This window comes from Streptomyces eurocidicus (assembly GCF_002891295.1).
Classification (GTDB): Bacteria; Actinomycetota; Actinomycetes; order Streptomycetales; family Streptomycetaceae; genus Streptomyces; species Streptomyces eurocidicus.
This window is the reverse complement of record NZ_LGUI01000006.1, coordinates 441337-464489: the sequence shown is the minus strand read 5'-3', so window position 1 is coordinate 464489 and position 23153 is coordinate 441337. Positions and strand designations below refer to the sequence as shown.

13 protein-coding genes are annotated in these 23153 nt (G+C 70.5%); 6 read left to right on the top strand and 7 right to left on the bottom strand.

Annotation, left to right across the window (positions count from 1 at the left end):
• Nucleotides 1-17: 17 nt before the first annotated feature.
• The 3 genes from AF335_RS21265 to AF335_RS21255 are packed head-to-tail and all read left to right on the top strand — an operon-like array spanning nt 18 to nt 2834.
• Entirely contained in the window at nt 18-854 is an 837-nt protein-coding gene (locus AF335_RS21265) for a Rossmann-like domain-containing protein (protein ID WP_102920012.1), read from the top strand.
• Nucleotides 851-1894: a GHMP family kinase ATP-binding protein gene (locus tag AF335_RS21260; RefSeq protein ID WP_102920011.1), complete on the top strand. Its 1044-nt coding sequence runs from the start codon at nt 851-853 to the stop codon at nt 1892-1894. The genes AF335_RS21265 and AF335_RS21260 overlap by 4 nt, the downstream gene beginning before the upstream one ends.
• Complete coding sequence (locus AF335_RS21255; RefSeq protein ID WP_102920010.1) at nt 1815-2834, top strand: pyridoxal-phosphate dependent enzyme; 1020 nt, start codon at nt 1815-1817, stop codon at nt 2832-2834. The genes AF335_RS21260 and AF335_RS21255 overlap by 80 nt, the downstream gene beginning before the upstream one ends.
• 119 nt (nt 2835-2953) lie before the next feature.
• Here AF335_RS21255 and AF335_RS21250 read toward each other — a convergent pair whose 3' ends face one another.
• A complete protein-coding gene (locus tag AF335_RS21250) occupies nt 2954-3619 on the bottom strand; it encodes a maltokinase N-terminal cap-like domain-containing protein (RefSeq protein ID WP_102920009.1) in 666 nt (221 codons plus the stop codon).
• Between the two features lie 279 nt (nt 3620-3898).
• On the opposite strand from AF335_RS21250, the gene AF335_RS21245 reads away from it, so the two are divergent.
• Complete coding sequence (locus AF335_RS21245; RefSeq protein WP_102920008.1) at nt 3899-4351, top strand: hypothetical protein; 453 nt, start codon at nt 3899-3901, stop codon at nt 4349-4351.
• A 129-nt stretch (nt 4352-4480) separates the two neighbouring features.
• Here AF335_RS21245 and AF335_RS21240 read toward each other — a convergent pair whose 3' ends face one another.
• The 6 genes from AF335_RS21240 to AF335_RS21215 form a co-directional block, all read right to left on the bottom strand.
• On the bottom strand, nt 4481-5737 hold the full coding sequence (locus AF335_RS21240; protein WP_102920124.1) for a protein-glutamine gamma-glutamyltransferase: 1257 nt from the start codon (nt 5735-5737) through the stop codon (nt 4481-4483).
• A 209-nt stretch (nt 5738-5946) separates the two neighbouring features.
• The gene (locus AF335_RS21235; protein ID WP_102920007.1) at nt 5947-8004 is read right to left on the bottom strand and encodes an alkyl/aryl-sulfatase; all 2058 of its coding nucleotides are present in this window, start codon (nt 8002-8004) and stop codon (nt 5947-5949) included.
• 264 nt (nt 8005-8268) lie between these two features.
• On the bottom strand, nt 8269-9516 hold the full coding sequence (locus AF335_RS21230) for a hypothetical protein (RefSeq protein ID WP_102920006.1): 1248 nt from the start codon (nt 9514-9516) through the stop codon (nt 8269-8271).
• A 41-nt stretch (nt 9517-9557) separates the two neighbouring features.
• Nucleotides 9558-13169: a hypothetical protein gene (locus AF335_RS21225; protein WP_102920005.1), complete on the bottom strand. Its 3612-nt coding sequence runs from the start codon at nt 13167-13169 to the stop codon at nt 9558-9560.
• Nucleotides 13162-15507 (bottom strand): hypothetical protein, encoded by a 2346-nt coding sequence (locus AF335_RS36260; protein ID WP_102920004.1) that lies wholly within the window; start codon nt 15505-15507, stop codon nt 13162-13164. The genes AF335_RS21225 and AF335_RS36260 overlap by 8 nt, the downstream gene beginning before the upstream one ends.
• Nucleotides 15504-20216: a DUF6603 domain-containing protein gene (locus AF335_RS21215; RefSeq protein ID WP_342353973.1), complete on the bottom strand. Its 4713-nt coding sequence runs from the start codon at nt 20214-20216 to the stop codon at nt 15504-15506. The genes AF335_RS36260 and AF335_RS21215 overlap by 4 nt, the downstream gene beginning before the upstream one ends.
• A 438-nt stretch (nt 20217-20654) precedes the next feature.
• Between AF335_RS21215 and AF335_RS21210 the strand changes: the two genes are divergently transcribed.
• Both AF335_RS21210 and AF335_RS21205 read left to right on the top strand, forming a co-directional pair.
• A complete protein-coding gene (locus AF335_RS21210; RefSeq protein WP_102920002.1) occupies nt 20655-21368 on the top strand; it encodes a hypothetical protein in 714 nt (237 codons plus the stop codon).
• Between the two features lie 347 nt (nt 21369-21715).
• Nucleotides 21716-23149 (top strand): pyridoxal phosphate-dependent decarboxylase family protein, encoded by a 1434-nt coding sequence (locus AF335_RS21205; RefSeq protein WP_102920001.1) that lies wholly within the window; start codon nt 21716-21718, stop codon nt 23147-23149.
• The last annotated feature ends 4 nt before the right edge of the window (nt 23150-23153 follow it).

Sequence of the window (23153 nt, the reverse complement as noted above, 5' to 3'; positions counted from 1 at the left end):
CTAGGAAAAGGAACCCCATGACCCGGACGACCCCCACCCCGACCGTCGACGCGCTCGTCGAAGCCGTCCTCGCGGGCGAACACGGCCCGCTCCCCTCCGGACTCGTCGCGACCAGCGTGTTCTGGATCCACCACGGCACCCGCCTGGCCGGCGGCGACACCACCTACCTCAACCAGTACGTCCTGGTCCGCCTCGGCGGCTCCTTCGGCGGCTGTGCCTTCGAGGCCGGCGAGATCGACCCGTCGATCTGCCGCGACTCCTCCGGCACCCCGCTCGACGTCCTGCTGCGCGAGGCCCCGCGCCCGCTGCGGATCGCCGCCCTCGACGCCTACCTCTCCGAGACCCGCCCCCACCGCGCGGCCGCCGAGGCGGGCGACGCCGAGCCCGTCACCCTGCCCGCCGGTACCCCGGAGGTCCGTGCGAAGGCCCGCGACGCGGCCATCGCCGGCCTGCTGGACATCGAGGAGGGCGCGAAGGTCGGCCTCATCGGCGTCGTCAACCCGCTGATCGCGGCGATACGCGAGCGCGGCGGCCGGCCGCTGCCCTGCGACCTCAACCTCAAGGCCACCCAGTGGGGCGACCCCGTCACCGACGACATGCACGAGGTGCTGGACCGTGCCGAGGCCGTCGTCGCCACCGGGATGACCCTGAGCAACGGCTCGTTCGACACCATCCTGGAGCGCTGCCGGTCCCGGGACATCCCGCTGATCGTCTACGCGCAGACCGGCAGCGCCGTCGCCCGCGCCTTCCTCGGCTCGGGTGTCACCGCCCTGTCCGCGGAACCCTTCCCCTTCTCCCAGTTCAGCGCCGAGGAGACGGGCCTGTACCGCTACCGCACGGTGGGCGGCGCGTGATTCCCACCGCCCGTACGGCCGTACCCGGTGCCGGTGGGGAGGTCACCGGCACCGGGCACGCCCCCTGCCACCACGGCGAGATCCTCCAGGGCGTCTTCGCCGACGACGAAGGGCGCCGGTGCGCGGGCCTGGTCACCCTGCCGATGGCCGGGCCGGGCAGCGGCGCCGAGTTCGTCCGCCGGCCCGGCACGGCGCCCGAGGCGCTCACCGTCGTACCCGCCGACCGTACGAAGGCCGCGCGCGCCGCGGCCCTCGCGGTGGCGGAGTGCGCGGAGCGGACCGGCCGGCCGCCCTGCGGCGGGGAGTTGCGGCTCACCGGTGACGTACCGGTGGGCCTGGGCATGGGCAGCTCCACCAGCGATGTGATCGCCACCGTGCGCGCGGTCGCGGACTCGTACGGGTTGCGGCCGGCCCCCGGCACGGTCGCCCGGCTGGCCGTGCGCGCGGAGTCGGCCTGCGACCCGCTGATGCTGGACGGCCGCCCGGTGCTGTTCGCCCAGCGGGAGGGCCGGGTCCTGGAGGTCCTCGGCCCCGCCCTGCCGCCGCTGGTCGTGGTGGGCTGCGCCCTCGGCGGGGGCGCGCCCGTGGACACCCTGTCCCTGCCCGTACGCGAACCCGGCGACAGCGACCTACGGGCCTGGGAGCGGATGCGCGCGCGGCTGCGCCGGGCGGTGGCGACCGGCGACGTACGGCTGCTCGGCCAGGTCGCCACCGCCAGCGCCCGCCGCGGCCAGCGAGTGCTCGGCCACCCGGAGTTCGACGCACTGACCGGAATCGCCCGCCGGGTCGGGGCGGCGGGTGTCCAGATCGCGCACAGCGGCGCCGTGGCGGGCGTGCTGTTCGACCCGGCCGCGCCGGGCCTGCGACACCGCGTCCGCGGCTGCCTGCGCGCCCTGGACGCCCACGCCATCCCCGCCACCCGGACCTTCACGACGTTCACCACCACCAAGGAGCTCCCGGATGGATCAGCACATCGCGGAGTCGATCGGCCGCCCGGACCTGATACGTCTCGACGACCGACTCGTCTGCCTGCGCTTTGAGACGATGAAGGTGGTCTCCGCCCTCGCCGCGGTACGCCACCTGCTGGACACCGGGACGGTGCGCCGCGGGGACACCCTGCTGGACAGCTCCAGCGGCATCTACGCGTACGCCCTCGCCCTGGCCTGCCACCGGCACGGCATGCGCTGCCACATCGTCGGCTCGACGACCGTGGACCACACGCTGCGCACCCAGCTCGCCGTATTCGGAGCGACGCTGGAGCAGATGGAACCGTGCAGCGACCTCAAGCTCGACCAGAAGCGGCGCGTCGAGCGGATCCACGAGATTCTCGCCGAACACCCCGAGTACCACTGGATGCGGCAGTACCACGACGACATCCACTACCTCGGCTACCGTGCGATCGCCGACCGGATCCGGGAGGCGACCGGAGCGGACGGGCTGACCGTCGTCGGCGGGGTCGGATCAGGGGCCTCGACAGGGGCCCTGGCCCGCTACCTGCGCGCGACCCAGGGGGGACCGGCGGACGTCGAACTGGCCGGCGTCCAGCCGTACGGCAGCGTCACCTTCGGCGCGGAGCACGTCTCCGATCCGGAGATCATCATCGCCGGGATCGGCAGCTCCATCCCCTTCGGCAACGTCTCGCACGACCTGTACGACACCCTGCACTGGATCTCGTTCGACGCCGCACTGGCCGGAAGCGTCGACCTGCTGCGGCGACACGCGGTCTTCGCGGGCCTGTCGACCGGCGCGGGCTATCTGGCCGCCCGTCATGAACGCGACCGTTCCCCCGAACGAACGGTCCTCTTCATCGCCGCCGACACCGGTCACCGCTACGTCGACACCGTCTACGCCCGCCACCGCGAGGCCATCCCGATCGAGGACCTCGCCCCGCGAGAGGTGCCCGACCAGAGCCGGCTGGCTCTGCCCTGGTCCCGGATGCGCTGGAACCGCGCCCCGGCGGCTCCGGCCATGGCGTCGTGACGTGCTGTCACGAGATGCGTCAGGGCCTTCCGCCGAGGCGGCACGGCCGGCCGTAATTGCCGCTTCTCCGTGAACGCGCAGGCCATCTTCACCAGGCGGTGCGGGTCGTGGCACATGCTTCAGGCCCGGTAGTTCGCTTGCAGGACGGCGAACAGCCCCCGGGCCCGAGTGCCGTCCAGCATGTGCCAGGAACCGGAGACGTGGCCGGTCGCTCCCTGCGGAAGGAACGGCGGCTCGTCTTGGGCGGGCCGCAGGACTCGGTGCAGGCGGAGGGTCGCGCCATGCGGGACGGCCAGCGCGGTACCGTCCTGATCATCGGTAGCAGTGGTGGCGAAGGCCACGGAGGCTGAGCCTTCACCGGTGTAGGAGCAGGTGACTTCCCGGTCGGGGCTGTCGCTGGTGTTCTGGTCCTGGGCCTGGACCCGGCCCTCGAGCAGGGCGAGCAACTGGGTGACCAGCACGGGGTCGTGACAGCCGTCGTAGACCCAGCGACGCCCCAGCACCCCGTGCTCCATGGTGCCGACGAGGGCGTGCTCCGCGCCGTCGAGCGGGGCACCGCGATAGGTGAGCGGCACCAGGTAGGTGGTCGGGTGAGGGCCGGAGGTGTCGGTGACCACGATGAACTCGATCCCCACTTCGCCTTGCGGATCGTCCAGCCGGAAGCCGCCGGACGTGGCCAACTCCGGTTCGCCTGCGCGGCTGTGGTACCACGGGCGGGAGGGGAGCCAGACGGTGAGCAGCTCCAGCTTGTTCGGTTTAAGGGTGGTGTGGTGGATGACGGCCATGCCGAAAGCTCTCTTCCGTTGGGTGAATGCGGCCCTACCTGCAGTTGTTATCACACGGTGGGCCGGGTTGCGGATCGTGGGCGGGTGCGGCGAAATCCGCGACTTGCCCCCGTGTCCTGCCCTGAGGCGCTTTATTCGCCATTGTGATCGATCGATCTCCGCCGTAATGGGCTTGGCGATATACCGACCTTTGCAGCCGGTGAACCTGCCGCGAAGGTGGAGGCCATGTGCCGGTGGGTCCGCCGCCGGTAGCGGAACGTGAGAGAGGACGTGCCACGCATGGCCCCGATTCCGGTCAAGCCCGGCAAGTACAAGATCCACGCTCACATCATCGGACCGACCTCCCTCCTGACGGCCACCGAGTACGCCGTCAAGCACGGCGCTCCTGTCATCACCGACCGCTTCAACCCCCTGCCGATCGAGCAGGAGTGGATCGTCGACGCCGCCGATCACGAGGTCGTCGGGTCGCCCTACGTGATCCACCTCGCCTACCACCCGGCCGCGGGTCTCGTGGTCCCCGAGGACAAGCTCTTCGTGAACAGCGTTCCGCGTGCCGAATGGGCGAAGTTCACGTTCGAGCGGGTCATCGGCGGAGTCAAGATCCTTTCCGACAAGGGTCTCGCCCTGCGCGCCGGACACCGTGGTGCGCAGATCGAGCTCGTGGCGCCCCAGCCGGAGTTCCAGGAGACGTGGACCCTGGAGTACGCGGGTCCGATCCCGTCCGAGGAGTAGTAGAGGGGTAGTAGGGGCGAGGAAGCGGGGCGACCGGTAGCCGTCGTGGCCCGGTCGCCCCGGCGTTCCGCCGGGACGACAGAAGCTGTCGAGCAGGGTCGGGAGCCCCGGCCCTGCTACCCGGTTCCGTCACGGCCAGCCTTGCTCCACCTTGGCGGGGGCGGTGTTCCAGCTCTTGGGTATGAACGTGACCACGTAGGTTCCGCGGTCGAAGTCCGCGTACCCGGCGGACCAGTTCCGGAACTTGCTCTCGTGTACGTGCATGGGGCCCAGGCCGCTGCTGGGCGCGTGATAGTGGTCGCCGTGGGTCCATATGGTTTTATCGGCGTCCGATTCCGCTTGAGCCCCGAACCAGCCGTAGTCGAAGTTGACCCAGCCTTCGCCGGGGCCGGCGGGACTGCGCGGAATGTTTCTGTCGTTCGCCATGTCGACCAGGCCCGTACCCTGGTCGGGGCGGAAGGCGTCCGGGTCGCCGTACTTCCTCTTGTCGGCGGAGCTCCGCCGGTCCTGCCCGCTCCAGAAGTGCTTCGAGTAGATCACTGCCTTCATCTTGGACGGGTCGTAGTTGCCTCCCTCTCTTTCCTTGAAGGACGGTGTGTTTCTCAGCGCCGAGTAGAAGTTCGAGCGGCCGTCCTCGTGGAGCAGGGCGTCACTCTTGTTCGTGAGCTCTGTCTTGAGGTTGCCGAGGTAGGTCCGCTCGTCGTGGGCGTTTTCCAGGGCCTTGTTCATGGTGGCCGCCACATCACGCGCCCGCTGGAAGCCCTTTGCCTCGTCGAAGCTTTCCTTGGCGATGCGGCCCTCGAACTCCGCCCGTGTCTCATCGGGCCGGGGGCTGGTGTTCTTGAGCCTGGTCCTGTATTTGTTCTCGTCGAAGGACGCGAACGCTAATTTGTTCGTCGGGTAGGGCCCCGAATTGACCCAGGTGACGCCGACGCAACCGTAGGACAGCTTTTCTCGCTGCTCTTCGGTCATCTGCTGCTTCTTGCCGTCGCGTTGGCTGTAGACCTGCTGCCACTTGCGTATGTAGTTGTTGACGACCGTAGTGGCCCTGCCTCCGTAGGCCCGGTATGCGTCAGGTGCCCTGTCGAGCGCTTCGGCGGGAGGGGTCTCCCTGTCGTCGACGAAGGCGGGGGCCGGGGAGAACGTGCCGGCGCTCGAAGGGAATTCCTCCGGAGAATCGCCGAGCCGGCCCAGAGTCAGGGCTCTTTCGTTGAGCGCGTTGATGTTCTTGACGTCATCCGCCGTCAGACCGTGCGTCTCGGCGTAGGACCCCTTCTTTTCCCCGTCGCCGCTACCGGCGGCCTGGCTGACCGACGGCATGAATCCAGCGGTGCACATGACCGTACCCACGGTGGCGAACGCGAGAACTCTCCGGCGTTTGTGCATGAAGATCAACAGCTCCCTTGGTGAAAACGCGTGAAATGAGGGCATGCGAGAGCGCGGCGCGAAGGAGGGGTTTACGGTGCGGGCTGCCGCTCAGGGCTTGCCTCGGCCGCGTGGTCCCGGGGCGCCGCACCGGCGGTGGGGAGGCCGCCGCGCCGGGCGGGCCGGTGCCGGTGGCCGGGCGCGGGGCCCGGTCACCGGCACCGTGGCCGTCAGGTGCCGCTGACGCCGGGGGCGACGAGCGGGAACTTCGGGTCCGGGCCGGTCAGGTAGGAGAACACCGTGTCGGCGGCGCTCTGCCGACCGTCCACGATCTCGATCTCCTTGTGCTGGACGGCCTGGTCGAAGTTCTGCGGGAAGTTCGGGCCGGCCAGGATGAGGCGGTTGAGCGCCTCGTGGGAGAGCCTGAGGGTGACGTCCGGGGTGCCCGCGAAGAGGTCCTTGCCCGGTACGTAGACCAGGACGCCGTTGCGCAGGGTCGTGGTGCACGCCTGGTCGGTCGCGCCGGTGATCTGCCACTGGAGAGTGATCGGCGCGAGCTGCTCGGCCCCGGCCCTGGGGCCGTCGACGCTGCGTGCCAGGGCGGCGAAGTACTGCTCCAGAGTGAGGCTGTTGACGAGGTCGCCCGCCTCCTGGTTGGCCCTGGCCTCCACACCGTGGGCCAGCTCGTGGGCACCGGTGAGGTAGAAATCGCGCCAGGTGCCGTTCTCGGCGCCGTAGCCGAGCTGGGTCAGCGCCTGGTACTGGAGCCGCTTGGCCGGCTCGCTCTCGGCGGGATAGCCGAAGATGACGTGGTTGAGGAGTTCGGCGGTCCAGCGGTAGTCACCGCTGTCGTACGCCGCCTGGGCCTTGGCCACCACGTCGGTGACCGTGCCGATCGCGTCCACGTACCGCTTGCCCGCCTCCGACTGCGGGTAGGTCCAGAGATGGGCCGGGTTGCCGTCGAACCAGCCCATGTAGCGCTGGTACACGGCCTTGAGGTCATGGCTGACCGAGCCGTAGTAGCCGCGGGTGTACCAGTGGTCGGCCAGCGACTTGGGCAGCTGGAGTTCCTCGGCGATCTCCAGACCGTTCCTGCCCGCGTTGATCAGGCGCAGCGCCTGGTCGTTGAGGTAGCCGTACACATCGCGCTGGATGCTGAGGTAATCGACGATGCGCCGCTTGCCCTCCTCGCTCGACGCGTCGTTCCACAGCGGCCAGTGGTGGGAGGCGAATTCGACGTCGGTGTGCGCGCCGAAGGTTTGGACGGCCTCGGTGAGGTACTTGGACCAGGCATGGGCGTCGCGCACCTGGGCGCCGCGCAGGGTGATGAGGTTGTGCAGGGTGTGCGTGGCGTTCTCGGCCGCGCACAGGGTGCGGTGTTCGGGGAAGTAGAGGTTCATCTCCGCCGGGGCCTCGGTGCCCGGCGTGAGCTGAATGATCATCCGGACGCCGTCCACGATCTGGCGGTACAGCCCGGGCCGCCAGGGGATCACATCGTCCTTGGACCACTGCGCGCGCGGGACGGGGCCGTTGCCGGCGTCGCCGATGCTGACGGTCGGCGGGATCAGGGTGACCTCGCCGGTGGAGATGGTCAGGCCGAGGCCCGAACCGACCTGCCCGACCGGGCTCTTGTCCAGTTTGGCGGCGTACATGTACTCGGCGCGGCGGCCCATGGCCGGGCCAGCGTAGACGTTCTCGCTGACGGCGTGCTCCAGGAAGCCGTCGGGCGCGATGATCGGGATGTCGGGGACGACGTCGTTCTTCTCGGCGAACAGCCCACGCACCCCGCCGAAGTGGTCGACGTGGCTGTGGGTGTAGATGATGCCGACGATCGGCCGGTCACCGACGTGCTCGCGGTAGAGCTTCAGTGCCCACTGCGCGGTCTCGTAGCAGGCCAGCGGGTCGAGAACGATGATGCCCGAATCGGTCTCGATGATCGTCATATTGGAGAGGTCGTAGCCGCGGACCTGGTAGATGGCGCCGCGCGGGCCGGAGGTGACCTGGAACAGCCCGGCGACGGCGGTGAGCTGCCCCTGGCGCCACAGGCTCGCGTTGACCTCCGCCGGGGGCGTCTCGTCCCCGGCGCGCAGGAAGTCGTAGCCGGCGAAGTCCCAGACCGGCTCGTCCCCCTTGGTGCGGGCCGGGATGAAGGGAACGGGCGGCATGGCTATCTGCCCCCGCGTGGCGTTCTCGAAGTCCTCGGAGCTCGAAGGGATGGTCTCGATCACCTTGCGATTCGCCTCGGCGATGGCCGGTGCCACCTCGACGTGCTCCCACTCGTTCGACATGTCGCAACCTCCGTGGAGCCGTGCGGAGTTCACCGCACGGCCCGGGATCGATTGGAATACTTGCTACGTGTGGTGCACGGGTGACGCTATGCAATTGATGCGACGGGAGCAAGCGGGCGCTACCTCATCAAAAGCCGCCTACCGGGCTTAAGGTGTGAACGGTGATCGCTATCGCGTCAACATGAAAAGACCGAAAGCCTCCGCAAGGCCGGCTCGTACGAGGTCCGGCGCTGCGGGAACACGACGCGGGGGGGCATGACTGCCTCAGGTGGTATGGACCGTCCAGTACGACCGACCGTTACCTGTTTCGCCGTCGTGCACTGTTGCGTAGTCGTCGTCCTTCCCCTTGTACGCCCAGAGGTACCCACCGCTGACGTACCCGTTCTCAAGGTGGATCGAAGTCCCGTCGTGTACGACTGTTTTGCCGTCGACGGAGATGCCCTGCACCCCATCCGTCGTGAACTTGACCTTGCCGCCCCATGAGACGGTGATGTCGCTGTTCGCCTTGAGGATCCCTCCGACGGTGAGGGTTTCGCCCACGGTCGCTGTCTGGTTCACCGAGAGCGTTGCCTTGGCATCGAGGGCTCCGTGCACCGTGAGCCCCTGGAGATCGGCAGAGCCGCTCACGGTGAGAGCCTGCTTCGCGGTGAGGTCCTTGTGCACCGTCAGTTTCTGCTGCGCCGTCAGGTCCTTGCCCACCGTCAGCCCCTCGACCGTGGTGGAGCCGTTGGTTACCGTCACGTCACCGTTCACCGTCAGCCCCGTCAGCTTCGGGTTCTTCACCGTGACCGTGGTTGTGAGGTAATGCGTGGTCTTGAGCTCGCCGGTTTCGTACGAGAGCTGGAAGGTCGTGTCTCGGTCGATCGTCGTGCTGTACGAGTGGTTCTTGCCCACCGGGTGCGAGTCGCCGCCGTGCGAGACCGTGTAGTCGAGGGTCGACGGGCCGGTCCACGTGAGGCGGACCGGGGCGCCGCTCGTTACCTCCAGCGTGTCCGCCGTGAAGTCGGAGACCGCCAGGGCCGGGATCCTCGGCGCCGGGAACTTCGTGATCTCCAGCTTCTTGAAGCGCGGGCTGCTGGGCCACTTGTCCGTGTTCGTGGTGGCGACCTCACGGACTTCGATCCTCGCCGTGCCGGGCAACGGGCTGATCTTGAGGTTCTCCAGGGTGATGACGATGCCGGAGACGTCGACGGCCGAGTCCGCCTTGTTCGGCTTGGCCAGGAAGTGGGCGTAGTCACCCGGCGGCAGGATGGTCTGCGTGCCCGGCTCGATGCGAGCCACCGTCCAGTCCGGGGCCTGACCGTCGCCCGCGTCCTGCGCGACCAGGCTCTGGGCGAGGTCCCCCGCCGGCAGGGAGAAGACGATCTCCCGGCAGTAGACGGTGTCGCCGCCGCCGTTCGAGACCACGAGGTGCAGGGCCGTGGCGGGGTCGTCGGTGCCGGTCGTCGCGTACAGCGGGAACGGCTCGCTGATGATGGCGTAGTCCAGCAGAGTGGGGTCCGGCTCGCTCACGGAGTCGGCTCCTTTCGGGGTCGGGTACGGGTGCTGGGAGGTCACTTGGTGTCGATGCCGCCGGACAGGCGCAGGAAGCCGGTGCGTACGGTCGGGCCGTTCTCGTCCAGCCGGGCCTTCTGGTCGATCTGCACGACCGGCTCGTGGTTCCACCGCGGCGCGGTGTCGGCGCCGGCGGGCGCGTCCGGGACGACCAGCTCGGCCCAGTCCCACGTGCCCTGCGGGGACGTCGGGTGCGGCACGGCGAGGGCGTTGACGAAGGCGGACGACGCGTCACCTACGCCCACGTCCTTGCCCGGGACCTTCCGTATCGTGGTCAGCACCGGGCTGAGCCGCAGCGCCACCCGCATCGCCGCCAGGGCGGTCCGCGTGAAGCGCGACGGGAGCTGAAGCCCCGTCACGGGGAGGATGTCCGTGGTCGCGTGGACGGTGGCGAGCGGGTCGAGCAGCAGCGTGAGGTGCGTCCGGTCCGTCGAGTCCGCCCGCAGCTCCGGCCAGTTGGCGTCGGAGATCGGCGCCACGTAGTCCGTGTGCGGGTGGTCGCCCGGCGTGGCCACCGAATAGAACGTGCCGTAGTCGGCCTCGGAGAAGTAGCCGATCAGACCGTCGCCCTTCTGCCCGGCGTTGCCGAGCCGGACGGGCCACCGGTAGTCGAGGTGGGCCATCTCGGCCGGTGCCGTGTCGCCCTGACGCGTGGCCCACGCCTCCTGCGTCTTCCAGTCCAGCGCGTACTGCCAGCCCCCGTCGGCGACGGGAAGGCCGTCCAGCTCGAAGCCGAGCCGGGCGCGGACCAGCGCGAGCGGGCGCCCGAGCAGCGCGCCGAGCACCTCGTCGCCGTACGGGTTGCCCGGGTCGATGCCTGCGAGCGCGTGGTCGACGGCGGCCAGCAGGTCGGCGAAGGCGTCCGGTCCCTTCGCGGCCAGCTCGCGGGCGAACGCGTAGAGCTGCGGCCGGGTCTCCCGCAGGGCGTCGATCGTGTTCACCCGGGAGTCCGGCAGGGGTCCCCAGGCGACCGCGGTCGTCACGTCGCCGCCCTCGCCCTCGCGGAGTTCGAGGCGCAGCTCGCCGAGCGGCTCACCGGTCGGCGCGTAGCACAGCAGCGAGCGGTCGACGTAGTTGGGCACGATCCACGCGCCCACCGGTGTCGTGTTCGCGGTGAGGTCGACGAGCCGCGCGTCGTCGTGCTCGGCGACGAAGTCGAACCGCAGCCGGGCGGCCTGGAGCAGGCGCGGCGGCAGCTGGACGAACCGCCCCGTGTCCGTGGGCTGGACGAACTTGTCGTGGGTGTGCAGGCTGTCGCCCACCTTGGGGACGAACGTGGGCGCGTCGCCGGGCAGCAGGACGTCGAGGCTCTGGCCGAATTCGTCGACGACGCTCAGCTTGCTCACCGCGAACTGCCCGGCCCGGATCTGGGCGAAGCCGGAGTCCTGCCAGCCCTTGAACGGCTCGGGCAGCATGCCCGGGTCGGGCAGGTGGCGGAAGGCGTCGCCTATGAGCTTGCCGATCTCGCCGGGCGGGCTGACACCGGGCGCGGGGTCGCGCAGGGCGAAGGCGTCGGTGAGCCCGTCCAGGCGCTGCGAGAGCAGGTCCAGGTCCTTGATCTGCGCCGCCGCTGCCGTGAGCGCCTCGGCCACCGCCGGGTCGGGGTGGTCGGCGGCGTGCTGTTCGAGCCCGCCGCCCACCGTGTGCTGCGGCAGGGGTACGAGGAAGCGGCGGCCGGTCACCTCGATGGCGTCGGTGGCGGGGGAGCCGTTCGTCCACTGGTAGGTGCTGCCGTCGAACGTCCAGTTGGGGCTGTTCGGGGTGCCGTAGGGCACCTGCCAGTGCTCGACCCGCCACTGGAACAGCAGCGGCTTCCACGGCTGCCGCCAGGCATCCGGGGCGATGTCGGGCGGGTACTTCCCCGCGTTCTTCGGGTCGAGCACGCACGCGAACTCGATCAACAGGGCCGACGCGACCGACGGCAGCCCGCTGAGCTGGAGCGAGGTGAAGGGGTTCGCCCGCCCGTCGTCGACGATCTGCGAGGGGATGCGGCAGACGAGCTCCCCGTCCCGCGTCAGGGGCTTGTGCGCCGTGTGGCTCTTCGCGCCGGCCAGCACCATCGTCGGGTCGGTGACCTGGTAGAAGGGCGGCAGGGTCTCCTTGCGCAGTTCGTAGCCCTTGGGCAGCGGGCGGCCGTTGACGCAGTCGGTGACGGCCTTCAGCTTCTTCTTCAGGTCGTCCTGCGCGGCGGCCACGCGGGCGGCCAGGCCGTCCGCGTTCGCCGGGTCGATCTCGGCGTACAGCCGCTCGCGGCGGTACTGCGGCGGGATGAGCGGCAGACTGTGCATCCACCACAGCCCGTACAACCGCTGCTGCAACGCGGTGAGCTCGCGCTCCGCCCGGTCGTACGCGCTCTGGTAGCCGTTGAGCTCCGCCAGCCACGCCTCGTGCTCGGGCGCGACGCCGGACCACGTGACCGACTTCGGGTCGCCGGAGACATTGCCCTTGTCGGCGGTGTCGGCCAGCCGCCACACATAGCCGCCCGGCACCTGCTGGAACCAGCCCTTGTGCAGGGCCTGGGCCGTGAGGACGTCGCCGTCGGGCTCGTCGAGGGTGTTCAGCAGGCCCTTGCCGAGGACGTGCAGGAGGGCGGGGTCGGTGGTGTGATCGAGGGCGTTGCCGGAGTTTGCGGGCAGGGCAGCGCGGGCCTTGGCGACCAGTGCGGCATGCGCCTCGTCCGCGCTGCTCCCGACGGCGATCCGGTCACGGACGTCCGTCTTCTCCGGGCGGTCCGAGTCCGGAGCGTCGCCGTCGCGGCTCCACCGCACCTGGAGGGCGCGTCCGCAGTAGGTGGTGCTGTCGGGCGTCCAGGTGCCCGGCAGGTCGGCGACCGTCCAGCCGAGCCCGGCCAGGACGGACGCGACCGTCGCGCCCTCGCCGTCGAGTCGGCGGCGCAGCTCCTCCTGGGCGGGGTCCGAATACCAGCCCACGACCTGGTAGTTCACGACTCCGGAGTCGATGCCGTCCAGCGGGTCGTGCAGCGAGAAGACGTTCTCGTGGTACGGCTGGTAGACGTGGAAGGTCATGATGCCGGGGCCGACCGCGGTGAGGAACAGCTCCTTGCGCGAGGCGTCCGTCGGCTCGCTCCATGTGCCACCGCTGACGCTCTGCTTCCTGCCGATCTGCGTCGTGATGATCGTCGAGCGGTACGGCGTGGTCGCCGGATCCCCGGCGCCGGGCCGCACCGGGTGCATAAAGCGCGAGGTGCCGTCCTCCGGGTCGAGGAAGTCGCTCTCCACCACCCAGCCGGCGGTCAGGTCGTCCCTGCCCTGCACCTGCCGGACGACGAGCCAGCGGTTGGGTACGAGCGGAAATTCCGTACGCCCGCCCTCGGCCCGCGCGGCACCCTGGCGCAGCGCGTCGGGCAGCTCCCAGCGCACGTAGACGCCGTCGTACCGCTTGTACTTCTCGTCGGTCTCATGCTCCTGGGTGGCGTTCCAAGGGTCCTCGTTGGTGAACGGGGCCACCTCGGGGCTGAGGCTGTGGCGCAGCAGGTTGAAGTTGGGGCGCCAGCGCCGGAAGCCCTGGCCGTCGCGCTGACGCAGGTCTTGGTTGACCACCAGGGCGTCCACGTTCACCGGGACGATGAGGGTGTCGTCGCGGTCAGCCATTGGGGTGGTCTCCTGTCGTGAAGGGGGTGTGCGCGGTGGAAGCGGTGGTGAAGGTGCGGCGCTGCGCGGCGTTGATCATCTGGATGGCGAACTCGCTGGGGGTCAGCGGACGGTCCTTGATCTTCAGGGCGTTTCCCAGCCCGTCGGCGAGCTTCTTCACGTTCAGCACGGCATCCGCCGGTGTCCGCAGGTAGTCGCTCAGCTTGTCGGGTGCCACGGGGAACGGATACTGCCGCGGGTCCAGTTCCTTCCCGATGGCGTCCCCCGACAGGGCTCGCAGCCGGATGATGCCGTCGACGATCGGGTCGTCACTGCCGCCTTCCTCCGGCTCGTCGATGCCGAAGTGGACGCCCTGCTGCGGCTCGGCGAGCTCGACCCGGCCCGGCACACCCTCGACCAGGACGAGCAGGACGTCGTCGGCGAGCGCCTCGCGGCGCAGCACCGGCAGAGTCGGTTCACCTTCGGCGGCCTGGGGGTTCGCGTACGGGCGGACTTCCAGCGCGGGCCAGCCGCTGACCAGCTCGGATCGCAGCAGCAGGCCCGTGACCGGGGCGGCCAGGGGCGGCAGCGGGGCCACGCCCGTGGGGCCGAAGACCAGGTCGTCCGAGGTGAGGTCGAAGGTGTGGGCGAGCCCCACGCTCAGGGCGCCGTCGAGCAGCATGGCGGTCCAGTCGGCGTCCACGTAGAAGAAGCGCAGGCTCTCCGCGGGCAGCATCCGGGAGTCGGGCACGAGGTGCGCGAACGGCACGCCCGTCAGGTTCCGCAGGCCGAGCAGCCGGTTCCGGACGAGGACGAGGTCGTCGTCGTCCGGGTCCACCAGAGGTTTGTCGTCCGACGTGAGCCGCGCGCGCAGGGCCGCGTCGGTGCGCAGGCGCTCCGGGCCGAGCCCGGCGGTGGCGGGCAGTTCGGTCGCGGCGGGTACGGGGGTGACGCCGGGGCGCCGCGCGGGAGCGTCGACGGCCTGCCTGGTACGGGCCGGCGTGGTCAGGACCTCGCCGAGGTGGCCGGCGAGGCCGTTCGCCACCAGGTGTTCGACACGGGCCCGGGCTCCGGTGGTCGCCGTCGTACGGCTCTTCTTCTCCGCCGCTCGTTGCACCTTGCCGCGCAGCCGCAGCAGCGCCGCGCCGAACTGGTGGTCGGCGAGGGCGACGCCCCGGCCCGCGGTGAACGCGGTGGCGAGGCTGACGTCGAAGACGCCGTACCGGTCCAGGTGGATCAGCGCCTCCGCCGCGCAGCGGCGCCGTGCGCGGTCGGTCTCCGGCGTGACGTACTGGGCGGTGAACGGTCCCCGGTACCAGCCGAACGTGGAGCGCCCGGACTCGGTGCGGCACGAGACCGGCAGATAGCCCCGGCCGAGCCGGTCGGCGACCTCCTGCTGGTCCTTCCCGGACAGCGGCCGGTCGGGCAGCGGCACACGAAGCAGCAGGTCGGAGCCGTCCGCGCCCTCGGTGTCGACGAAGTGCCCGGTCAGCGCGGCGAATCCGGGGAAGTGGTCGGGGATCGTCTCGAACGCCCACGACCACAGGGAGATCAGGCGTACCGCCTGACCGGGGTCCTTCGCCTCGTCGGCGCCACCGGGCAGGTACGACAGCCAGCCCTCCAGGGACACCAGGTGCGCGACGTAGCGGCCGCCCTTCGCGCTGGGCAGGCGGTTGCCGACCACGACCGCGTAGTCGCCCACCTGGATCAGGTCGTCGCCGGGCGCCATGCGCTGGTGCCGCTCATCGACCCGGCGGACGTGGGTCAGGAAGGGCAGTTCTTCCTGGGTGGGGGCGACGGCGCGGAAGACGGACCTGGGCACCAGGACGGTGCGGCACACCTGCTGCTTGTCGTCGTCGGTGACGGGGTCCGCGTCCCGGTCGAACGGGGGCAGGACGACGCCGCTCTCGGAACCGGTCAGGTCGGCCACCGTCTTCGCGTCCGTCCGCCCGAGGCAGTGCGGGTCGGTGCCGGGCAGCTCGCCCTCGGCGAAGACGAGGAGGGCCAGCCACGGCAGGCGCGTGCCGTCGTGCGCTTTCGCCTCGCGCTCCCACGGCAGAGTGGCCCGGTCGAGCGTGACATGCGGCAGCACGTCGTCGTACAGGCCGCCGGCGCCCGGAGTCGGGTACGCGCCGTGGATCCACTCCGGCTGCACGGTGAAGCGTGGCGCGCGGACCTCCACTTCCTGCGTCGCCGGGGCGTCCAGGTAGTTGTCCGTGTCGACCCGGTCGCCGCCCTTGGTGAGGGTCTGGTGCGCGGTGAGCGTGTACCGCCCCGCGGTGAGCGTGGGCACCAGCGAGTCGACGAACTGCACGTTCAGCGACGGGTCGGGGTCCAGGGCGTACTCGGGATGGCTCATGCCGCACCGCCTTCGGTGATTCGGGTGACGCTGGGGGTTGCCGGGATGCCGGTGACGGTGACGGTCGGCGGGACGGTGACGGCGAGCGCCACCGGGTCGTCCTCAAGGGGGACGGTGACGGGCAGCAGGACCGGCTGGTCCGACGCGACGTCCACGACCCGGACCTGCCGGACCTTCTCCCGGGCGACGTAGAGCCGGTCGCCCTCGGCGGACACCGCGAGCGCGATCGGTCCCGCTCCCACCCACACGGGCTCGGCCGCTTCCCGTGGCAGGTCGCCGCTGGTGTCGAACACGGAGACCGTGCCGGTCACGGCGTTCGCCACGTAGAGCCGCTCGCCGTCGGCGGAGGCGGCCAGGGCGCTGGGGTCCGTACCCGTGCGCAGGGTGGTGGCGATCGACTTGGCGGCGACGTCGATGACGGTCACCGTCGACCTGGCCGGGTTGAGCGCGTAGACCCAGCGGCCCCGCGGGTCCACGGCGAGGCGGGTGGGGGAGGGGCCGGCGGGGAAGTACGCCTGGGCGGTGGGGTTGTCCATGTTGCCGACGTCCACCTTCGCCACGGTGTCGTCCTGCGGTAGCGCGATGTAGACGGTCTTGTCCCACGGCAGGGCGGGGACCACATCGGCCGGTTCGGTGATCGTCACCCGGTCCGATGCCAGCGTGCCGTACGTGTGGCCCGCCACCGGAGCGCCGTTCCGGAACGTGAGGAGCACCATCTGGTCCGGCTGCGCGTAGGTGGCGTAGGCGTGGTCCCAGCCCGCGTCCGGCGAGAACGCCAGGCCCCGTGTGTTCTGCGGCAACCAGGCGGGGGACGCGCCGTTCAGGTCGACGGCCGCGCCGGGCGGGTTGGCCGTGGTGTCGAAGGACTCGACATGCTGCGAGCTCAGGGCGGCGGTGACCAGGCGGGTTCCGTCGGGGCGGACGGAGAGGTACGCCGAGCCCGCGTTCTTCAGCGTGATGGGGTCGTACACCGTCAGGCTCTGCGCGTCGACCGGCGTCACCGAGGCCGCGCCCAGCACGTACAACCGCTCGCTCGCGGTCGGCGTGCCCGGGACCGGGGGCGCGGGCTTCACGTCGACGTCGCCCGCGACCAGTCCGTCCGTGGCGGTGAGCCGCTCGTTGGTGCCGGGGCTCACGTCCAGGTAGTCCATCGCGGCGAAGAGCCGGTCGCGGGACTGGTCGACCAGGGCGCCGGTCCGGCCGGCGGTGACGGCGGCCGTGCTCGCGCGGACCTCCGGTGCCGGTGCGGTCCCGGCGACGAGCCCGACGGTGACCGGCCGCGGGGCCTCGACCCGTACGGGGGCGGACTCCACGGCGGTGACGGCCCGTACGACGCCCGGTCGCGTCAGCGGCAGCTTGCCGTTCGGCGTCCGGTCGTCGTGCGCGATCGTCCCGGCCTTGACGGGGCCGGGTGTGCTGCCCGGCGTGGGCCGCGGCAGCCGCAGGTCGACACCCGTCAGTTGGCCGTCCACGCGCTGCGCGCTGCCCGTGGTCAGCTTGCCGTCGTACTTCCCCCACAGTGCCGCGGGCAGGCTCGCCACGTTCGGTGCGGCGGTCCAGGTGCTCAGGTCCTGCGCGGTGGATCCCTTGGTGAGGGTGACGGTGAGCGTCGAGTCGAGCTGCTCGCCGCCGGCGCGGAGAGGGCGGATGTCGACGTCGGTGCCGTCGATCGTGTGCCGCTCGTCGCCGAGACGGAGCTTGCCGACCGGGACGGCCGTGCGTACCGCGAAGGAGAAGACGCCGGTGCTGACGGTCCACAGCTCCGGCTCGTCCTTGGAGTCCACCGGCGTCAGCCCGTCCATGGGCACCAGCCGGACGGCGTCCTGGGCAGCGGGGAGCTGCTTGACGACATCGCTCCACGGCGCGGCCTTGTCGCCGCTCGCGCTGCCGTCACCGAAGCCGATGGTGAAGGAGATGAACCAGAGGTGGACGGTGACCTCGCCGCCCGTCGGCGGGCCCCAGAGATGGAGGGAAGCGCCGACCTCGACGCTGATCGTCTCGCGCACCAGCCACAGGTCGAGTACGAAGCTGACCCCGATGCTCACGTCGATCTCGGCGTCGAAGTGGAAGGGCGCCCACTCGATGAGGATGTTGGCGTGCGCCGTCAGCCAGGCGTGCAGGTCGCCGGAGCGGAAGTTCACGTCCAGTGCGCCACCGGCCATGACCGCGCCGGGCGTGAGCGCGAAGTACGAGCCGCCGCTGAGGGTCAGCTCCGAGGTGACCGGCCAGTTGAAGCCCAGCCGCGGGACCTGCGGGTAGTGGCCGGGCACCGGGTAGCCCGGGTAGTAGCCGCCCAGGGTGAGGACGAAGTCACCGGCGTGCGCGCCGTCGAACCAGGTGTACAGCGCGAACCCACCGGTCAGCACGCAGTCCTCGGACAGCAGGAACGAGCCGGGGGCGAGCTGCGCGGTCAGCTTCAGCACGCCTTCGCTGGCCCGGTACTTGGCGGACAGCCCCAGCCGTACCTTCGCGTACGCGGGCAGGGACGGCTCCTTGGGGAACCGCGCCTCCGCCGTGCCGAGCACCGCGACGGCGAAGTCGTCGCCGACCTCCAGCACCAGCAGCGCCTGACCGGTGACGAACTCGAAGACCTTGAACTCCAGGCCCGCCGCGAACCACAGCTGCCCGGACGCGGGGCGCACCCAGGCGTCCTGGCCACCCATCAGATTGCCCAGGACCACCAGCGGGTCGGTCTCGGACGAGGACATGTCCGCGAGGAACGGGAAGTCCAGCACCTGGTCGCCCTCGGGCAGCCGCAGGTCGGTGTTGAGGCCGAAGCCGGCCATGATGCCGGTGATCTGCACGGGCGGCGGGCCGCCGAACTCGCCGTTCACCTTGCCGAAGAGGAACAGCGACGGCTGGTCGGGGTGCTGCTTCGTCCGTGCGTACGCGCCCAGCGCGGTCAGGCCGAACTCCTCCGCCGTGACCGACAGGGCCCCTTCGATCAGGGTGCTGTACGTGTCGTCCGGAGGCCGGTTGGCCAGGGCGCCCTTGATCGACAGCGGCGGGCGGGAGTAGCCGACGCTCAGCCCGTCCAGCCGGAACTCCGGCGGTACGGGGTGGGACAGGGGGATCCCGATCCCCAGCCCGTCGACGCCGACAGTGAGTCCGGCCATGCCGAGGGAGGCGTCGAACAGCACCCACACGGTGTCGTCGGCGAATCCCACGCCGACGCGGCCCAGGTGCAGCGGGCCGATGTCGCGCTGGACCTTGAGCCAGGCGACCAGGGGGAGGCCGGTGGGGCCGGCCGCCGTGTTCCCGGTGACGCCCCCGGCGACCGGGGTGCCGTCCTGGGTGATCAGCCGTGGCCGCGCGGGGGCTTCGGCGGCAGCCCTGGTCTTCTCGCCGTCGCCCCGGACGACGACCGAGGTGTTCTCCGAGTGACCCGGCAGCCGGAGGTCGACAGTGAAGGCCGGCCCCTTGCCCAGACCGTCGGCGGGCAGCAGGGGAAGCGCCCCGTCGCTCGCCGCGAGGGCCTTGTTGAGCTCGGTGATCCGGTCGGCCGTCAGCTCGTCGGAGGTGAGCAGTACGCCCAGCCCGCACACGCCGAGGTCCTGGCCTTCGGGTATCTGCCCCTGGAGCAACGGCAGGTCCGAGAGCTTGGCGTCCAGCCCGACGCCGGCGCGCACGACATACGCACGGGTGCCGTCCTTCGGCCGGTCCGAGACGACGACGAGCGAGCCGCCGTTCTCCTCCTTCGCGGCGAGCACGATGGACCTGCGGGCGGACGCGTACCCGACCGTGAGGCCGGAGATGACCAGATCGGTCAGGAACTCCGGCGGTTCCGCCACGCCCAGCAGTCCGGCGAGGTCCGCGAACGACACGCCCTTGGAATCCTCGCAGGTCGCGCTGAACTCGGCGTGCTGGGCGTCCTTGATGTCGAACGTCAGCGTGCGGACGGTGTCGTCACCACCACCCTGGGCGGGGACGCCGAGGACCAGCCGTGCCTCGTACTCTTGGTCGTACGTCCGGCTCCCGCCGGACTTGGCCAGCGCCACCTTGACGTCGAGGCCCGCGGCGAGGCCGCCCAGCGGGAAGTCGGCGTCCACCTCGACGCGGAACCCGGTGGAGTCCTGACCGTGGTCGTAGGCCAGCACGAGGCGCTTGAGGGCGATGCCCGCGAGGACGGGCGGCGGAGCGACGCCGAAGAGCCCGAAGAGCGCCTCGGCGACATGCCATTCCCCGCCGGCCTCGGGCTCCACGACGAACTCGTAGCCGGTCTGCCGCGCCTCGAAGTCGAGGGCGCAGGTGATGAGGAGCGGGTCGCCGCCGGTGGTGAGCTTCGCCTGCGCGGAGAGCCCGTGGACGGCGGCGCCGTCCAGGACGCGGATCTCGTAGGCGAGGATGAGGTCCTGTAACCCGAGGGCGCTGAAGACGGACATCACGGGGTGGCTCTTCAGTGACAGGCCGAACTGGACGCCGGTGACGGTGGCGCCGTCGGGGTCGCCTTCCTCGTCACTGAAGAACCAGAGGGAGAGGTTCGGGGATTCCGTGGCGATGATTCCGGTGACGCAGAGGTTGTCCGGGTCCGGGACGAGCGTGGTGAGAGCGGTCCCCATGGTGAACCAGTCCGAAAGGGCGCCGGGGTTCACCGCGTTCTTGAGGGCGCCCTGGTCGCCCAGGTTGTCGGGGAGCCCGTCGGGGAGCAGCAGCTCCTGAGTGGGGGGTGAAAGGGTCTTCAACCATTCCTTGAGTTCGCCGACGGTCATCGCGGTCACCGCCACAACGCATTCCCTCCTGACCGATGGACCGCGCGGAGCACGGACCGCCGTGAGTGTGTGGACATGGGATTCCGGCGCACGCTAACAGCGGGTTGCCGGGTGACTGCGGTGATCAGGCCAGGTGGCCGGGGAGGAGCTGCGGCGCTTTCGTCGGTTTCCGCGACAGAATCCGGCTGTTGACCGTTTTGTCGGTGCGTAAGGCGTTCGATCATGATCGTTCCCAGAGAATCGATCATGCTCCGGGGGGAGCGGGCTCCGGGCGGGCCGAAAGCGGGCCGGACGGTGGCTTCCGCAGGGTGACGGCATCGCGACGAGGTGTCACCCGATCACGTCCAAAACTGGTCGCTGCCGCCTGGAGCGGAGTCGGCGACAGAGCTGTGACGTGCTAATTTCCCCGCTCCACGGACCGCTGACGGAAGGCCGAGCATGCCGAAGACCAAGCCCAGCAAGCCGGACACGGACGTCAACCTTCGGCATGGCGGCCGCGCCACGGACACCTGCCCGAGGTGTCACTACGTCAGGAACAAGAAGGAAAGCGAAAAGGGAAAGCTGCTCCACGGCATTCCGGAACTGACCGACAGCGCGAAGCTGCGCGGCGTCGTGGGGCAGATCAAGGACAACCTGATGCGGGACAAGAGCCTGGTCGGCGACCCGGCGGCCGTCTTCATGATGGGCGTGCTCGAAGCGAAGATCAACGGGGGCGAGTACTACTTCTATGCCTCCAGCGGACGTACCGCGGAGCCATGGATCAAGCCCAAGCACCTCGACGGGATCACCTACCACCAGGGGAAGTGGACGCTGGCGAACCCCACTCTTCCCATGAACAACAAGGGCTGGCTGACCGTCCGGGGCGAGAAGGTGAACCTGGACGAGGACATACAGGGCGTCACCCGGCCGTGCTCCGCCGTCAAACTCCTGGTCGCACTGGGAGAGAAGCACCTCGACTGGAATTCCGTCGATTACGTGCGCATGAGCGAGATGGTCTACGTCGGCCCCAAGGCGGAGGACGCCCGGTACATGCGGGCGTGGCACGGCCAGGGCGCCACGAACTCCTGGACCGCCGGCTCCTGCGACGCGTGCCAGGCCCGCATCCCGTACCTGATCTGCGACGTCTCTCGCGGCTGGCTGGTGAACCCCTGACCGGTCTCCGGCGGCGGGCCGGCGGGGCCGGGCCCGTCCTCCACCCGGCGGGGGCGCGGTCGGTTGTGGTGATCCGCGCCGGTGTGCCGAGTGGGACTCCCTCGCCATGGCCCGGGAGGAAGGCGGCCTGCGGCCGGGCGCCGGGCCCTGCTCCTGTCCTTCGGCGTCGGCTTCTCCTGCGGGGCCATCGCCGCCGTCCTGTGACGCCGCGTGCCCCCACCGGCGCGCAGGATTCGGTCGCGCACGCCCCGTGTGACCCCTTCGGGTGATTGTCACCGATTGTCGGGATGAGGTTATTTCCTGACGCTACGGTGATCGGGCCGATGGGGCCGGGGTCGGGGGTGGGCATGGAGCTGGGGTACTGGCTCGGGCGGGGAGTCGAAGCCTTCCGGGAATGGGCGGGCACGTACGGCGAGTTCGCGGCGCATACCGCGACGGCCGTCGACGAAGCGGCCTGTGCGGCGGCGTTCGAGGAACTGACCGCCCGGCTGCGCGGCAGTTACCCCTTCTTCCACCCCTGTTACGCGGGGCAGATGCTCAAGCCGCCGCACCCGGTGGCGGTCGCCGGCTACGCGGCCGCCATGCTGGTCAACTCCAACAACCACGCGCTGGACGGCGGTCCGGCGACCTCCGCCATGGAGGAGGAGGTGGTGGAGCAGCTCGCGGGGATGGCCGGGTTCGCGGCCCACCTGGGGCACCTGACCAGCAGCGGCACTCAGGCGAACCTCGAAGCCCTGTTCGTCGCCCGGGAGAGCCGTCCCGGCACGGGGGTGGCCGTCAGCGCCGAGGCGCACTACACACACGCCCGGATGTGCCATCTGCTGGGCGTCCCCGTGTTCACGGTGCCGGTGGACGACCGTGGGCGCATGGACACGGGCGAGCTGGACCGGCTGCTGTCCACCGGGGTCGCCGGGACGGTCGTCGTCACCACGGGCACGACGGCGCTGGGTGCCGTCGATCCGCTGCACCGTATCGTCCCGCTGGCGCGCCGGTACGGGGTGCGCGTCCACGCCGACGCCGCTTACGGCGGCTTCTTCCGGTTGCTGGCCGACGAGAAGGCCGACGGGGAAGGGGCGCCCGTCGCGCCGGAGACCGGCGACGCCCTGCGGGCGCTCGCGCGGTGCGATTCGGTGGCGATCGATCCGCACAAGCACGGTCTGCAGCCGTACGGCTGTGGAGCGGTGCTGTTCGGGGACCCGGACGTCGCCCGGTTCTTCCGGCACGACTCGCCCTACACCTACTTCACCTCCCACCGGCCCCACCTGGGGGAGATCAGCCTCGAATGCTCCCGCTCCGGTGCGGCCGCCGCCGCTCTGTGGCTGACCCTGAAACTGCTGCCGCTCACCCCTGACGGGCTCGGGGCGGTGCTCGCCGCCGGGCGCCGGGCCGCCGTCCGCTGGGCCGAGCTGATCAGCGCCTCTCCGTACCTGGAGCCGTACCAGCCTCCCGAGCTCGACATCGTGACGTACTACCCGGCCGCTCCGGGGAGTCCGCCACCACGCCTGTCCCATGTCGGCGCGGCGAGCAAGGAGGTGCTCCACCGGGGGATGAACGCCAAGGAGGACCCCGTCTTCCTCAGCGTCGCCCGTGTCACCGCCGACGCGTTCACCGCCCGCCGCGCCGATGCCGTCGCGGACGGCGACGACACCCACGTACTGCGCAGCGTGCTGATGAAACCGGAGAGCGAGCCGTATCTGGAGCGCCTGCACCAGCGGGTGGAACAGCTCGCCAAGGCATCGTGGCCCGCTCCTCGGGCGAGTGGCAGTGCGACAGGTGAGTGAGCGA

Excerpts from the sequence above, each read along its gene's own strand:
- AF335_RS21265 (WP_102920012.1), top strand. The coding sequence starts at position 18 with ATGACCCGGACGACCCCCACCCCGACCGTCGACGCGCTCGTCGAAGCC.
- AF335_RS21255 (WP_102920010.1), top strand. The coding sequence starts at position 1,815 with ATGGATCAGCACATCGCGGAGTCGATCGGCCGCCCGGACCTGATACGT.
- AF335_RS21250 (WP_102920009.1), bottom strand. The coding sequence starts at position 3,619 with ATGGCCGTCATCCACCACACCACCCTTAAACCGAACAAGCTGGAGCTG.
- AF335_RS21245 (WP_102920008.1), top strand. The coding sequence starts at position 3,899 with ATGGCCCCGATTCCGGTCAAGCCCGGCAAGTACAAGATCCACGCTCAC.
- AF335_RS21240 (WP_102920124.1), bottom strand. The coding sequence starts at position 5,737 with ATGCACAAACGCCGGAGAGTTCTCGCGTTCGCCACCGTGGGTACGGTC.
- AF335_RS21235 (WP_102920007.1), bottom strand. The coding sequence starts at position 8,004 with ATGTCGAACGAGTGGGAGCACGTCGAGGTGGCACCGGCCATCGCCGAG.
- AF335_RS21225 (WP_102920005.1), bottom strand. The coding sequence starts at position 13,169 with ATGGCTGACCGCGACGACACCCTCATCGTCCCGGTGAACGTGGACGCC.
- AF335_RS36260 (WP_102920004.1), bottom strand. The coding sequence starts at position 15,507 with ATGAGCCATCCCGAGTACGCCCTGGACCCCGACCCGTCGCTGAACGTG.
- AF335_RS21215 (WP_342353973.1), bottom strand. The coding sequence starts at position 20,216 with ATGACCGTCGGCGAACTCAAGGAATGGTTGAAGACCCTTTCACCCCCC.
- AF335_RS21210 (WP_102920002.1), top strand. The coding sequence starts at position 20,655 with ATGCCGAAGACCAAGCCCAGCAAGCCGGACACGGACGTCAACCTTCGG.
- AF335_RS21205 (WP_102920001.1), top strand. The coding sequence starts at position 21,716 with ATGGAGCTGGGGTACTGGCTCGGGCGGGGAGTCGAAGCCTTCCGGGAA.